This is a genomic window from Isoptericola sp. S6320L, from assembly GCF_023015685.1.
In the GTDB taxonomy this organism is placed as follows: Bacteria; Actinomycetota; Actinomycetes; order Actinomycetales; family Cellulomonadaceae; genus Isoptericola; species Isoptericola halotolerans_A.
This window is the reverse complement of record NZ_JALKAT010000026.1, coordinates 1-13,057: the sequence shown is the minus strand read 5'-3', so window position 1 is coordinate 13,057 and position 13,057 is coordinate 1. Positions and strand designations below refer to the sequence as shown.

Below are 13,057 nucleotides of genomic sequence, written 5' to 3'. Positions count from 1 at the left end.
CGGCCCCTCTAGCTCTTGAGCAGGTTGACGTCGTCGACCGAGGCCGACCGGCGGGCACGGAAGATCGTCACGATGATCGCCAGGCCGACGACGACCTCCGCGGCGGCCACCACCATGACGAAGAAGGCGAGGACCTGTCCGGTGATGTCGCCGTGCAGGCGGGCGAACGTCACGAGCGCCAGGTTGGTGGCGTTCAGCATCAGCTCGACCCCCATGAACACGACGATCGCGTTGCGCCGCAGCAGCACCGTGGTGGCACCGAGCGCGAACAGGATCGACGCGAGATAGAGGTAGTTGACGAGGTCCATCAGCGGTCCTCCCCGTTCTCGGCCGGCGCGGGCCGGTCCAGCTGGATGCGTTGCACCAGCGTCTCCTCCGCGGTGAGGAGCTCCGTCGCGGAGCGCTGCTGGCCGCGGATGCGCAGCACGCGCGGCACGGAGTGCTCCAGCGGGCGGCCCTCCGGGTCGAGCGCCGGGGTGTCCATCGCGTTGTTCTGGGCGTAGACGCCCGGCGCGGGCAGCGGCGTGAGCTGGCGACCGGTGGGCAGCAGGGCCACCTTCGCCTCCGCCAGCGCACGCTGCGTCGGCTTCTTGCCGAGCCGGCGCCGGTGCGTGAGCACCAGGCCCGCGAGGGCCGCCGTGACCAGGAGGATCCCCACGACCTCCATCGCGACCACGTAGTCCTGCATCAGCACCCTGGCCAGCGCCACCGGGTTGGTGACGGCGTTGGCCTGGGCGAGCCCGACCGACGGCGGGAAGGTCGCCTGGGCGACGACGCCGAGCAGCACCGCGGCCAGACCGGCACCGAGCAGCAGCCCGATCCAGCGCTGGCCGCGGATCGTCTCCGTGAGAGAGTCCGCGGCGTCGACCCCCACGAGCATCAGCACGAAGAGGAAGAGCATCATCACGGCGCCGGTGTAGACGACGACCTGGACGATCCCGAGGAACGGCGCCTCCTGCGCCACGTAGAGCACCGCCAGGCCGATCATCACGAACACCACGCAGACGGCGGCGTGCACGGCACGGCGGACCACGAGCAGCCCGGCGGCGGCGATCACCATCAGCGGGGCCAGCGTCCAGAAGAGGACCTCCTCGCCGCCGCTCATCGCGCGCCCCCCTGACCCACCCGCGACGACCCGCGGGCCTCGCGCTCGCGCGCCGCGGAGCGGCCGTCGATGTTGGACTCCTCGGCCGCGGCCCGCGTCGCCACGGCGCGGTCCTGGTCGGGCCGCAGCCGGTGCTGGTCGGGCGTGGGTGGCGGGGCGTCACCGGCGACGACGGCGGCGGCCGCGTCCAGCGTGGGCTCGTCCGGGCGGCGCTCACGCACCCAGTCCACCTGCGCGGCGGTGGGTGCCGTGACCTCGCCCCGGTAGTACTCCGTGTCGGTGGTGCCCTCCACCATCGGGTGCGGACCGGCGAGCATCCCCTCGGCCAGCGGCGCCAGGATGTCCTGCTTCTCGTAGATCATGCCCTCCCGGCTGGGGCCGGCGATCTCGTAGTCGTTGCTCATCGTGAGCGCCCGCGTGGGGCACGCCTCGATGCACAGCGCGCAGAAGATGCAGCGCAGGTAGTTGATCTGGTACACGCGGCCGTACCGCTCACCGGGCGACATGTGCACCGGCTCGGCCGAGCCGTCGTTCTCCGCCAGGTCCGCGTTGTCCGCACCTTCGACGTAGATCGCGTCGGCCGGGCACGCCCAGGCGCACAGCTCGCAGCCGATGCACTTCTCCAGGCCGTCGGCGTACCGGTTGAGCTGGTGGCGCCCGTGGTAGCGGGACTGGGGGGCCGTCTTCTTCCGGGGGTACTCCTCGGTGACGGCCGGTCGGAACATCGACGAGAACGTCACGCCGAACCCGGCGACCGGGGCGAACAGCTCGCCCACCGGTCCCTTGGTCGGGCGCAGCGGCTCGTACGGCTTGTCGGTCATCGCGTCTCCTCCGCGTCGACGTCGGCCGGGGAAGCCGGGGGGTCCTGCGGTGCCGGCGGCACCGTGCGACGGGCGCGCGGCGAGGCCGGCAGCGCCTGTCCGGGCAGCGGCGGGACGGGGTAGCCGCCCGCGAACGCGTCGAACCCGCCGCCCTCCGGGCCTGCGCCGTCGGCCGCCGGTCTGTCGGGCGTCTTGCGCTGCGGCCACAGCCACAGCACGACCATCACCAGGGCGAACACCACCAGGATCGCCACGATCATCTGCGTGCGGGTCACCCCTGACAGACCGGCCCAGCGGAACGACGCCAGGGCCACCAGCCAGACGAGGGCGAACGGGATGAGAACCTTCCAGCCGAACACCATGAACTGGTCGTAGCGCAGCCGCAGCAGCGTGCCGCGCACCCACACGAAGAAGAACATCAGCACCCAGACCTTGGCCAGGAACCACAGCACCGGCCACCAGCCGGTGTTGAGGACCCCGTCGCCGATCATCGACAGCGGCCACGGGGCGCGCCACCCGCCGAGGAACAGCGTCGTGGCGACGGCGGAGACGTTGATCATCGCGATGTACTCGGCCAGGAAGAACCAGGCGAACTTCATCGACGAGTACTCGGTCATGTAGCCCGAGACCAGCTCGCCCTCCGCCTCGGGCAGGTCGAAGGGCAGCCGGTTCGTCTCCCCCACCATCGAGATGATGTACACGACGAACGCGGGCGCCAGCGGCAGGAACCACCACAGGGCCGTCTGCGACTCCACGATCGACGAGGTCGACATCGAGCCGGCCATGATGAAGACGCTCACCAGGGAGAGCCCCATCGCGAGCTCGTAGCTGATCACCTGGGCCGTGGACCGCACGGCGCCCAGCAGCGGGTAGGTCGAGCCGGAGGACCAGCCGCCCAGGACGATGCCGTAGACGCCGATGGAGGCGCACGCCAGCACGTACAGCGTCGCCACGGGGAAGTCCGTCAGCTGGGCCGGCGTGGAGTAGTCGGTGAAGGGGATCGTGACGCTCGGGCCGAACGGGATGACGGCGAAGACGAGCAGCGCGCAGAACACCGAGATCATCGGCGCCAGCAGGTACATGACACGGTCGGCCCGCGTCACCGTCAGGTCCTCCTTGAGCAGCAGCTTCATCGCGTCGGCCAGCGACTGCAGCAGTCCGATCGGTCCGTGCCAGTTCGGGCCGGGGCGCAGCTGCATGCGGGCCACGACCTTGCGCTCGAACCAGATCGCGAAGAGCACGCTCGTGAGCAGGAACACGATGATGAGCACGGCCTTGACGATCGTCGTGACGATCGTGTCCGCGCTGAAGTCGGCGGCGACCCCGGGGATCATGCGTCGTCTCCCTTCTCGGCCGGCGCGATCCGCACCGGCGCGCCCGGCCCGGCACCCAGGTCGTCGTGGACCCGGCACCCGCGTGACGCCGTCGGCAGCCAGACCACGTGGTCGACCATCTCCGTGATCGCCACCGGCACGGTGATCGAGCCGCGGTCGGTGGAGACCGTCACCAGGTCACCGTCGAACACGTCGAACCCGGCCGCCGTGACCGCGCTGACCCGGGCCACCGGACGCTTCGCCGAGCCCGCCAGGTGCTCCTCGCCGTCCTGCAGGGCGCCGTCGTCGAGCAGCAGGTGCCAGCTCGCCAGGACGGCGGTGCCGGCCGCCACCGCGGGAGGCTCCGGCGGGCCGGCCTGCGGGGCGTCGGCCCGCTGTCCCCGCCAGGCGCCGAACGCCGCGATCGCCCGGTGCGCCGCGAGGGGCTCGGCCGCGCCGAGGTCCACGTCGAGCTGCGCGGCGAGCGCGTCGAGCACCCGGTGGTCGGGCAGCGCGGAGGACTCCAGCGCCTGGCCGAAGGACCGCACGCGGCCCTCCCAGTTCCAGTAGGACCCCGCCCGCTCGACGGGCGGTGCGACGGGGAGCACGACGTCGGCGAGCGCGGTGGCCTCGGTGTGCCGCACCTCGAGGGCCACGACGAACCGGGCGGCCCCGAGGGCGCGGCGGGCGTGCTCCGGGTCGGGCAGGTCCGCCAGCTCGAGTCCGCCCACCAGCGCACCGGTGAGCTGACCGACGCTCAGGGCGTCCAGGATCCCGTCGGTGTCCAGCCCGGGGGTGTCCGGCAGGGTGCCGACGTCGACCCCCCAGGCCGCGGCCGCCTCGGCCCGGGCCTCGTCGTCGACGAGCGGGCGACCACCAGGCAGCAGGCCGGGCAGCAGACCGGCCTCGACCCCGCCGCGCTCACCGGCGCGCCGCGGGATCCAGGCGAGCCGTGCTCCCGTCGACTCCGCGAGCCGCAGCGCCGCGGTGTACGCGCCGGGTGCGCCGGCGAGCCGTTCACCCACGAGCACGACGGCGCCCTCCTGGCCGAGCGCGCCGGCCACGTCCTCGAGGGTCTCGCTGTCCGCGCCGGCGGGCACCAGGCCGCCGGACGCCTGGGTGGCCAGGGTGCCGAGCCAGTCCGCCTCCGTGCCGGGCGCCGTCGGGAGCAGCGTCCCGTCCAACCGGGCCAGTCCGCGGCTGCGGAACGGCGCGACGGAGAACACCCGCGCCCCGGCCTTCACGGCCTTGCGCAGGCGCAGGAACGTGATGCCCGCCTCCTCCTCGGCCTCCAGACCGGCGAGCAGGACCGCGGGAGCAGCCTCCAGGTCGGCGAACGTGACGCCGACGCCGCTTCCTGCCACCTCGTGCGCCAGGAATGCGGTCTCCTCGACGGAGTGCACGCGGGCGCGCTGGTCGACGTCGTCCGTCCGCAGCACCGTCCGGGCGAACCGGGACCAGGCGAAGGCGTCCTCGACCGTGAGCCGGCCGCCCGGCAGGACGCCGACCCCGCCGTCGTCGCGCGCCGTGGCCAGGCCCTGCGCGGCGACCTCCAGCGCCTCGACCCACGACGCCGGCCGCAGCTCGCCGTCCTCACGCACCAACGGCGTCGCGATCCGGTCGGGTGCCGACTGCCACGTGAACGCGAAGCGGTCCTTGTCGGTGATCCACTCCTCGTTGACGGCCGGGTCGTCACCGGCCAGCCGGCGCATCACCTTGCCGCGGCGGTGGTCGATGCGGATCGCCGCCCCGCACGCGTCGTGCTCGGCGACGCTCGGGGTCGAGACCAGGTCGAACGGCCGCGACCGGAACCGGTACGCGGCGCTGGTCAGCGCGCCCACCGGGCAGATCTGCACCGTGTTGCCCGAGAAGTAGGAGGCGAACGGCTGGCCCGAGGTGTCGGGCTGCGCGATGCCGAGCGGGACGTCGACCGGTCCGGCAGACGGGCCCGCCGGGCCTTCTCCAGGCGCGCCCTCGCCGTGACCGCCGCACGGCGGCGCGAAGTCGAGCACCTGCTCGTCGAACCGGCCGATCTGCTGGTCCGCCCCGCGCTCCTGCAGCGCGATGAACTCGTCGCCGGCGATCTCCTCGCTGAAGCGTGTGCACCGCTGGCACAGCACGCACCGTTCCCGGTCGAGGAGCACCTGGGAGGAGACGTGGATGGGCTTGGGGAAGGTGCGCTTGACGTCCGCGAACCGCGACGTCGCCCGGCCGTTCTTCATGGCCTGGTTCTGCAGCGGGCACTCGCCGCCCTTGTCGCAGACCGGGCAGTCGAGGGGGTGGTTCATGAGCAGCAGCTCCATGACACCCTCCTGCGCCTTGTCGGCGACCGCCGAGGTCCGCTGGGTCTTGACGACCATGCCCGGGGTGACCGTCATGGTGCAGGACGCCTGCGGCTTGGGCATCGCCCGCACGTTGCCCTCGCGGTCGGGCATGGCGACCTCGACGAGGCACTGCCGGCACGCACCGGCCGGCTCCAGCAGCGGGTGGTCGCAGAACCGGGGGATCTCGATGCCGACCTGCTCGGCGGCGCGGATGATCAGCGTCCCCTTCGGCACGGTGACCTCGACCTCGTCGATCGTGCAGGTCACCGTCTCGACGGCCTCCCCGGCGGGGCCGCCGGGCGTCGCCTTGTCCGTGGTGGCGGTCATCGGTGGCCTCCCGCACCCGCGAGCGCCGGCGGCGCCTCGGGCGTGTCGTCGAACAGCGTGGACCGGGCCGGGTCGAACGGGCAGCCCCGCCCGTCGAGGTGCGCCTCGTACTCGTCCCGGAAGTACTGGATGCTCGAGGTGATGGGCGACGTCGCCCCGTCCCCCAGCGCGCAGAACGCGCGGCCGAGGATGTTGTCGCACAGGTCGAGCAGCAGGTCGATGTCGGGTCCGGTGCCCTCGCCCGCCTCGATGCGGTGCAGCACCTGCTTGAGCCAGTAGGTGCCCTCGCGGCAGGGCGTGCACTTGCCGCAGGACTCGTGCGCGTAGAAGTCGGTCCACCGGCTCACGGCCCGCACCACGCAGGTCGTCTCGTCGAAGATCTGCAGCGCCCTGGTGCCGAGCATGGACCCCGCGGCCCCGACCGACTCGTAGTCGAGGGGGACGTCGAGGTGCTCCGCCGTGAACAACGGCGTCGAGGACCCGCCGGGGGTCCAGAACTTCAGCTCGTGGCCCTCACGGACCCCGCCGGCGAGCTCCAGGAGCTCGCGCAGGGTGATGCCCAGGGGCGCCTCGAACTGCCCGGGCCGGGTCACGTGGCCGGACAGGGAGAACAGCCCGTGGCCCTGGGACTTCTCCGTGCCCATGGACGCGAACCACTCGGCTCCCTTCGCCAGGATGCCGGGGACCGAGGCGATCGACTCGACGTTGTTGACCACGGTGGGCCGCGCGTACAGGCCGGCGACGGCCGGGAACGGCGGCTTGAGCCGCGGCTGGCCGCGCTTGCCCTCGAGGGAGTCGAGCAGGGCCGTCTCCTCGCCGCAGATGTAGGCGCCGGCCCCCGCGTGCACGGTGACCTCGAGGTCGAACCCCGACCCCTGGATGTCGGTGCCGAGGTACCCCGCGTCGTAGGCCTCCTGGACGGCCGCCAGGAGGCGGCGGTAGACGTGCAGCACCTCGCCGCGGACGTAGATGAACGCGTGGTGGCACCCGATGGCGTAGCTGGTGATCGCGACGCCCTCGACCAGGTGCTGCGGGCTGGCCAGCATCAGCGGGATGTCCTTGCAGGTGCCCGGCTCGGACTCGTCGGCGTTGACCACCAGGTAGCGGGGTCCGCCGTCGGGCGCGGGGAGGAAGCCCCACTTCATGCCGGTGGGGAACCCGGCGCCGCCCCGGCCGCGCAGGCCGGAGTCCTTGACGGCCTGCACCACGTCGGCGGGGTCCTGGGCGAGCGCGGCCCGCAGGCCCTCGTAGCCGCCGTGGTCCAGGTAGGACTCCAACGTCCACGACCGCTGGGCGTCCCAGGTGTCGGTGAGGACCGGCGTGAGCATGTCAGTCATCGGAACCCTCCGTCCGCTCGCCCGGCTCCGAGGCGTCCGGCATGCCCGGCTTCTCGTCCTGCGTCGTCGTCGGCTTGCGCTCCGCGCTGGACTGCGCCGTGCCCGTCTCCGGCGGCACCTCGGCCGCGGGCTCGCCGGCGGCGTCCACGCCGTCCGGCTCCGGGGCCGTCCAGCCCCGCTCGCGCGCGATCCGCAGGCCCTCGAGCGTGGGTCCCCCGGCGCCCGTGCCCTCGTCGGCACGTCCGTCGGGGAACCCGGCGAGCACCCGGCTCGTCTGCTTGAACGAGCACACGCTCGCCGCCCCGCGGGTCGGCGTGACGTCCTGGCCCGCGCGCAGCCGGTCGGCGATCTCCGTGGCCGACTCCGGGGTCTGGTTGTCGAAGAACTCCCAGTTGACCATCATCACGGGGGCGTAGTCGCAGGCCGCGTTGCACTCGACGCGCTCCAGCGTGATCGAGCCGTCCGGCGTGGTCTCGTCGTGCCCGACGTCGAGGTGCTCCGACAAGCGGTCGAAGATCGCGTCGCCGCCCATCACCGCGCACAGCGTGTTGGTGCACACGCCCACGGTGTACGTGCCGTTGGGGTGCCGCTTGTACTGGGTGTAGAACGTCGCGACCGCCGAGACCTCGGCCGCCGTCATCTCCAGCTGCTCGGCGCAGAACAGGATCCCGTCCCGGCTGACGTAGCCGTCCACCGACTGCACCAGGTGCAGCATCGGCAGCAGCCCGGAGCGGGGGTCGGGGTAGCGCGCCGTGATCTGCTCGGCGTCGGCCGTCAGCGCGGCCAGGGTCTCGGCGTCGTACCCCGTGCGCGACCGCGCGCCCACCGGTTCGGCCGTCATCGGTCCACCCCTCCCAGCACCGGGTCCAGGGACGCGACGGCGACGACGACGTCGGCCACCTGGCCGCCCTCGCACAGCACCGACACGGCCTGGAGATTGTTGAACGACGGGTCGCGGAAGTGCGCCCGGTAGGGTCTCGTGCCGCCGTCGGACACGAGGTGCACGCCCAGCTCGCCGCGCGGGTGCTCGACCGTCTGCCACGTCTGCCCGGCCGGGACCCCGAACCCCTCGGTCACCAGCTTGAAGTGGTGGATGAGGGCCTCCATCGAGGTGCCCATGATCTGGCGGATGTGGTCGAGCGAGTTGCCCTGGCCGTCGGACCCGACGGACAGCTGGGCGGGCCACGCGACCTTCTTGTCGGCGACCATCACCGGCGCGCCCGCCGTGTCGTCCAGGCGCTGCAGGCACTGCTCGACGATCTTCAGCGACTGGTAGCACTCCTCGAGGCGCAGCACCACGCGCGAGTACGAGTCCGCCGCGGTGTCGGTCGGGACGTCGAAGTCGTACGTCTCGTAGCCGCTGTACGGGAAGGTCTTGCGCACGTCGTACGGGTGCCCGGCCGAGCGCAGCACCGGCCCCGTGATGCCGAGGGCGAAGCAGCCGGCCAGGTTGAGCACACCGACGTCCGTGAGGCGCGACCGGAAGATGGGGTTGGCGAGCATCAGGTCACCGAGCTGGCCCAGGTACCCGCGGACCTTCGGCAGCGCGGCCCGCACCTGGTCGGTGAAGCCCTCCGGCGCGTCCGTGGCGACGCCGCCCGGGCGCACGTACGCGTGGTTCATGCGCAGGCCCGTGATCGCCTCGAAGAGCCGCAGGATCTCCTCGCGGGCGGTGAACCCGATCGTCATGACCGTCGTCGCGCCCATCTCGTTGCCGCCCGTGCCGAGGCAGACCAGGTGGGAGGCGACGCGGTTGAGCTCCATCATGAGCACCCGGATCACGCTCGCGCGCTCCGGCACGTCGTCGGTGATGCCCAGCAGCCGCTCCGTGCCGAGACAGTAGGCGGTCTCCTGGAACAGCGGCGCGAGGTAGTCCATCCGGGTGCAGAACGTGGTGCCCTGCGTCCAGGTGCGGAACTCCATGTTCTTCTCGATGCCGGTGTGCAGGTACCCGATGCCGCAGCGGGCCTCGGTCACCGTCTCGCCGTCGATCTCGAGCATGAGGCGCAGCACGCCGTGGGTGGACGGGTGCTGCGGCCCCATGTTGACGACGATCCGCTCCTCGCCGATCGCCTCCCGCGCGATCTCTTCCCAGTCGCCGCCGGACGCCTCGAAGCCCGGCACGCTGGGCCCGTAGTCCTCGCTCGGCGGGCGCGTCGAGCGCGCCGCGTGCGGGGCGGGCGGGCTGTCATGGGCAGGCGCGGTCATGAGTACTGCCTCCTCGTGTCCGGCGGCGGCACCGTGGCGCCCTTGTACTCCACGGGGATCCCGCCGAGCGGGTAGTCCTTGCGCTGCGGGTGACCCGGCCAGTCGTCCGGCATCTCGATGCGGGCCAGGCCGGGATGGCCGTCGAACACGATCCCGAAGAAGTCCCACGTCTCACGCTCGTGCCAGTCGTTCGTCGGGTAGACGCCGGTGGTCGTCGGGATGTGCGGGTCCGCGTCCGGGCACGCGACCTCGAGGCGCAGCCGGCGCGCGTGCGTCACCGACGTCAGGTGGTAGACGGCGTGCAGCTCGCGCCCGGCGTCCTCGGGGTAGTGGACGCCCGAGACCCCGAGGGAGAGCTCGAAGCGCAGGTCCTGGTCGTCGCGCAGCACCTGGCAGACCGGCACGAGGTGCTCGCGGGCGACGTACAGCGTCAGCTCGGCGTCGTCGCTCGGGTCCGTGCCCGGGTCGGCGTCGTCCCGCCGGCGCGGGTCGGAGACCGTGACCCGCTCGACCGCGTCGCCGAACGTGACACCCTGCTCGCCGAGGACCTCCGCGAGCACGTCGACGGCCTCGTCGAACCAGCTCCCGTAGGGGCGGGCGGCGGCCGGCGGCATCGTGACCGTGCGCACCAGCCCGCCGTAGCCGGAGGTGTCGCCCGTGCCGTGCGCGCCGAACATGCCCGTGCGCTCGGCGACGAGCTCCGCCGTCGGCTCCGGCAGGTCGTGACCGCCGCGGGCGACCTCGCGCCCCTCGTCCGGCGTCATCGCAGCAGGCCGATCATCCGGGAGGTGGGCGTCGCCTCGAGCGCCGCCGCCTCGGCGGCCTTCGCCGCCTCGACCCGGTTCACGCCGAGCGGCGCGTCCTGGATCTGCTGGTGCAGCGCCAGGATCGCGTTGATCAGCATCTCGGGGCGCGGCGGGCAGCCCGGCAGGTAGATGTCGACGGGCAGGATGTGGTCGACGCCCTGCACGATCGCGTAGTTGTTGAACATGCCGCCGCTGGACGCGCACACACCCATCGACAGCACCCACTTGGGCTCGCTCATCTGGTCGTAGACCTGCCGGACGACGGGCGCCATCTTCTGACTGACGCGCCCGGCCACGATCATCAGGTCGGCCTGGCGCGGTGACGCCCGGAAGACCTCCATGCCGAACCGGGACAGGTCGAACCGCGACGCACCGGCCGCCATCATCTCGATGGCGCAGCACGCCAGACCGAACGTCACCGGCCACACGGACGCCTTGCGCAGGTAGCCCGCGAGGTCCTCGATCGTCGTGAGCAGGAAGCCCGACGGCGATTCCTCCAGCCCCATGTCTCCTCCTTCGCGGAGCGTCGGTGCCACCGCAGCGGCACCCTTGCCGAACTTCCTGTCAGACCCAGTCGAACCCGCCGCGCCGCCACTCGTAGACGAACGGCACGGTGATCAGCACCAGGAAGACGAGCATCGCCGCCAGCCCGAACCCGGCCAGGACGGCGAAGTCCACGGCCCACGGGTAGAGGAAGACCACCTCGATGTCGAAGACGATGAACGTCATCGCCACCAGGTAGTACTTGATCGGCAGGCGGCCGCCACCCATCGCGAGCGGGGTCGGCTCGATGCCGCACTCGTACGCGTCCAGCTTGGCGCGGTTGTACCGCTTGGGCCCGATGACGGCGCTCGCCGCCACCCCGCCGAGCGCGAGCACGGCCGCGATCCCCATGAGGACCAGCACCGGGACGTACGGGTTGCTCATCGGATCTCCTCGCCTGGATCGATCACGTCGGTGTCACTCCCTCGTGCCACGTCGGGTCTCATGCCACGCTCCTCCGCGCGAGCTCTGCGGTGCCGCGCTCCGGCACACGTCGTCCCTCGGCGTCCCTCTGCGGGGGCTCCTGGACCTCACGCATTCGGGACCACCCTGGTGAGCCCGGCGATGACCCGGTCGACCCAGTCACCGCCGCGGGGCTCGTAGCAGTCCGAGAGCAGCTTGAGGACGAACTGCATGACGACCCGCCGTGGCAGCCCGTACCGCACGCACAGCCGCATCACCGCGGGGTGCTCGATGAGCCGCACGAACCAGCGCCCGAGCGTGTAGTAGCCGCCCAGGTCGGCACGCATGCGGTCGGTGTAGGTGGCCAGGGTGCGCTCGCGGGCGTCGTCGGTGGTCCGGGTGCGGGCCTGCGCGATCGCGTCGGCGGCCACCCGCCCGGCCTGGAGCGCGTAGGCGATGCCTTCGCCGTTGAACGGGCTGACCATCCCGGCGGAGTCACCCACCAGCAGCGTGCCGTCCGCGTACATCGGCGACCGGTTGAACCCCATCGGCAGTGCGGCACCCCGCACCGGACCGACCTGGTTGTCGGGGGTGAAGCCCCACTCGCTCGGGGTGTTGCGCATCCACGCGGCCATCAGCGCGCGGTAGTCGTGCCCGGTGGCGGACTGGCGGGCCGGGGTGGAGCTGACCGCGCCGAGACCCACGTTCGCCGTGCCGTCGCCGAGGGCGAAGATCCAGCCGTAGCCGGGCAGGAGGTTCGACTCCCCCGGCGCGCCGTCCCACAGCTCGAGGTGGGACTCCATGAAGGGGTCCTCGTGGCGCGAGGTGACCCCGCCCGCGTGCTCGGTGCGGAAGTAGGTGCGCACGGCGGTGCCCAGGGGGCGGTCGTCACGGCGCGTGATGCCGAGCGTGGTCGCGAACCGCGAGGACACGCCGTCGGCGGCGACGACGACGGGAGCGCGGTACGTGGTCACGGGGCCGTCGGCGCGGCCACGCCCGTCGAGAGGCTGCGCCGTCACGCCCACGACGCGGTCGCTGCGCTCGTCGGTCAGCGCGCCGGCGACCCGCGTGCGCTCGACGAGCTTGGCGCCGGAGGCCTGCGCGTGCTGGACCAGCCGGTGGTCGAGCGACATGCGGGCGCGGGCCATCCCGTAGCCGGGGTAGGTGGTCAGCTCGGGCCAGGCGAGCTCCCAGGACCGCCCGCCGGCGACCACGCGCAGACCCTCGTTGCGGATCCAGCCGTCGTCGGGCCGCGTGTCGACGCCCATCCGGGCGAGCTCGGCCACGGCGCGTGGCGTCAGGCCGTCGCCGCAGATCTTGTCCCGGGGGAACGACGCCTTGTCCAGGAGGAGCACGTCGAGGCCGGCGGAGGCGCACCAGTGCGCGGTCGAGGCACCGGCCGGCCCGGCGCCCACGACGATCACGTCGGCGTCGTCGCGATGCGATGCTCGCACTGCCTCACCTCCCTGGACGAGAGACCCCGACTCCGTTGCCGGGGACGTCTTGTGAACTCAGTCACAACGTACTGCGCGTCACTCTAGTCACGATCCTCGGCAGATGTGTAGGAAGGTGAACCTTCCCTCGGGCCCAGGGTGGCGTCGAGGCAGGTCGCGGCATACGGTCGAACCGCATCAGCGCACCGTCCGACCCGCATCTGCCACCAGGAGGCACCGCACCATGAAGGCAACGACCGCACTCGTCATCGGCGCCGCGCTGGGCTACTTCCTCGGCACGGAGAAGGGTCGCTCGACCCTCGACCAGGCCAAGGGGTGGGCCACCGAGACGTGGAACGACCCCCGCGTCCAGGAGAAGGTCAGCGAGTTCACCAAGAGCTGACGCCACCACCCGCCGAACGTCGAGGTCCGGACCGC

Annotated in this window: 13 protein-coding genes; 1 reads left to right on the top strand and 12 read right to left on the bottom strand. The window is 72.3% G+C overall.

Annotated features, from left to right (window positions below; translation table 11 throughout):
* Window positions 1–8: 8 nt before the first annotated feature.
* The 12 genes from nuoK to MWU57_RS13335 all read right to left on the bottom strand — a co-directional run bounded on the left by nuoK (window position 9) and on the right by MWU57_RS13335 (window position 12,640).
* Window positions 9–308: an NADH-quinone oxidoreductase subunit NuoK gene (nuoK, locus tag MWU57_RS13390; protein ID WP_106265027.1), complete on the bottom strand. Its 300-nt coding sequence runs from the start codon at window positions 306–308 to the stop codon at window positions 9–11.
* Window positions 308–1,105, bottom strand: coding sequence for an NADH-quinone oxidoreductase subunit J (locus MWU57_RS13385; RefSeq protein WP_106265025.1), 798 nt, complete (start codon window positions 1,103–1,105; stop codon window positions 308–310). Before MWU57_RS13385 ends, nuoK begins: the two co-directional genes overlap by 1 nt.
* Window positions 1,102–1,926: an NADH-quinone oxidoreductase subunit NuoI gene (gene nuoI / locus MWU57_RS13380; protein WP_246909682.1), complete on the bottom strand. Its 825-nt coding sequence runs from the start codon at window positions 1,924–1,926 to the stop codon at window positions 1,102–1,104. The genes MWU57_RS13385 and nuoI overlap by 4 nt, the downstream gene beginning before the upstream one ends.
* On the bottom strand, window positions 1,923–3,260 hold the full coding sequence (nuoH, locus tag MWU57_RS13375; RefSeq protein WP_246909681.1) for an NADH-quinone oxidoreductase subunit NuoH: 1,338 nt from the start codon (window positions 3,258–3,260) through the stop codon (window positions 1,923–1,925). Before nuoH ends, nuoI begins: the two co-directional genes overlap by 4 nt.
* Entirely contained in the window at window positions 3,257–5,890 is a 2,634-nt protein-coding gene (locus MWU57_RS13370) for an NADH-quinone oxidoreductase subunit G (protein ID WP_246909679.1), read from the bottom strand. Before MWU57_RS13370 ends, nuoH begins: the two co-directional genes overlap by 4 nt.
* A complete protein-coding gene (gene nuoF / locus MWU57_RS13365) occupies window positions 5,887–7,227 on the bottom strand; it encodes an NADH-quinone oxidoreductase subunit NuoF (protein WP_106265017.1) in 1,341 nt (446 codons plus the stop codon). The genes MWU57_RS13370 and nuoF overlap by 4 nt, the downstream gene beginning before the upstream one ends.
* Window positions 7,220–8,068 (bottom strand): NADH-quinone oxidoreductase subunit NuoE, encoded by an 849-nt coding sequence (gene nuoE / locus MWU57_RS13360; protein WP_106265015.1) that lies wholly within the window; start codon window positions 8,066–8,068, stop codon window positions 7,220–7,222. The genes nuoF and nuoE overlap by 8 nt, the downstream gene beginning before the upstream one ends.
* Window positions 8,065–9,435, bottom strand: a complete 1,371-nt coding sequence (locus MWU57_RS13355; protein WP_246909677.1) for an NADH-quinone oxidoreductase subunit D — start codon at window positions 9,433–9,435, stop codon at window positions 8,065–8,067. The genes nuoE and MWU57_RS13355 overlap by 4 nt, the downstream gene beginning before the upstream one ends.
* The gene (locus MWU57_RS13350; RefSeq protein ID WP_246909676.1) at window positions 9,432–10,199 is read right to left on the bottom strand and encodes an NADH-quinone oxidoreductase subunit C; all 768 of its coding nucleotides are present in this window, start codon (window positions 10,197–10,199) and stop codon (window positions 9,432–9,434) included. Before MWU57_RS13350 ends, MWU57_RS13355 begins: the two co-directional genes overlap by 4 nt.
* Window positions 10,196–10,747, bottom strand: a complete 552-nt coding sequence (locus tag MWU57_RS13345) for an NADH-quinone oxidoreductase subunit B family protein (RefSeq protein WP_106265009.1) — start codon at window positions 10,745–10,747, stop codon at window positions 10,196–10,198. The genes MWU57_RS13350 and MWU57_RS13345 overlap by 4 nt, the downstream gene beginning before the upstream one ends.
* A 58-nt stretch (window positions 10,748–10,805) precedes the next feature.
* Window positions 10,806–11,168 carry an NADH-quinone oxidoreductase subunit A gene (locus tag MWU57_RS13340; RefSeq protein ID WP_106265007.1) on the bottom strand — a complete coding sequence of 121 codons (363 nt, stop codon included), beginning with the start codon at window positions 11,166–11,168 and terminating at the stop codon, window positions 10,806–10,808.
* A 146-nt stretch (window positions 11,169–11,314) separates the two neighbouring features.
* Window positions 11,315–12,640 carry a geranylgeranyl reductase family protein gene (locus tag MWU57_RS13335; RefSeq protein ID WP_246909675.1) on the bottom strand — a complete coding sequence of 442 codons (1,326 nt, stop codon included), beginning with the start codon at window positions 12,638–12,640 and terminating at the stop codon, window positions 11,315–11,317.
* 223 nt (window positions 12,641–12,863) lie between these two features.
* Between MWU57_RS13335 and MWU57_RS13330 the strand changes: the two genes are divergently transcribed.
* Window positions 12,864–13,022: a hypothetical protein gene (locus MWU57_RS13330; RefSeq protein ID WP_165799945.1), complete on the top strand. Its 159-nt coding sequence runs from the start codon at window positions 12,864–12,866 to the stop codon at window positions 13,020–13,022.
* Window positions 13,023–13,057: the final 35 nt, after the last annotated feature.

Excerpts from the sequence above, each read along its gene's own strand:
- MWU57_RS13355 (WP_246909677.1), bottom strand. The coding sequence starts at position 9,435 with ATGACCGCGCCTGCCCATGACAGCCCGCCCGCCCCGCACGCGGCGCGC.
- MWU57_RS13385 (WP_106265025.1), bottom strand. The coding sequence starts at position 1,105 with ATGAGCGGCGGCGAGGAGGTCCTCTTCTGGACGCTGGCCCCGCTGATG.
- MWU57_RS13350 (WP_246909676.1), bottom strand. The coding sequence starts at position 10,199 with ATGACGCCGGACGAGGGGCGCGAGGTCGCCCGCGGCGGTCACGACCTG.
- MWU57_RS13340 (WP_106265007.1), bottom strand. The coding sequence starts at position 11,168 with ATGAGCAACCCGTACGTCCCGGTGCTGGTCCTCATGGGGATCGCGGCC.
- nuoI (WP_246909682.1), bottom strand. The coding sequence starts at position 1,926 with ATGACCGACAAGCCGTACGAGCCGCTGCGCCCGACCAAGGGACCGGTG.
- nuoK (WP_106265027.1), bottom strand. The coding sequence starts at position 308 with ATGGACCTCGTCAACTACCTCTATCTCGCGTCGATCCTGTTCGCGCTC.
- MWU57_RS13330 (WP_165799945.1), top strand. The coding sequence starts at position 12,864 with ATGAAGGCAACGACCGCACTCGTCATCGGCGCCGCGCTGGGCTACTTC.
- nuoE (WP_106265015.1), bottom strand. The coding sequence starts at position 8,068 with ATGACGGCCGAACCGGTGGGCGCGCGGTCGCGCACGGGGTACGACGCC.
- MWU57_RS13345 (WP_106265009.1), bottom strand. The coding sequence starts at position 10,747 with ATGGGGCTGGAGGAATCGCCGTCGGGCTTCCTGCTCACGACGATCGAG.
- nuoH (WP_246909681.1), bottom strand. The coding sequence starts at position 3,260 with ATGATCCCCGGGGTCGCCGCCGACTTCAGCGCGGACACGATCGTCACG.
- nuoF (WP_106265017.1), bottom strand. The coding sequence starts at position 7,227 with ATGACTGACATGCTCACGCCGGTCCTCACCGACACCTGGGACGCCCAG.
- MWU57_RS13370 (WP_246909679.1), bottom strand. The coding sequence starts at position 5,890 with ATGACCGCCACCACGGACAAGGCGACGCCCGGCGGCCCCGCCGGGGAG.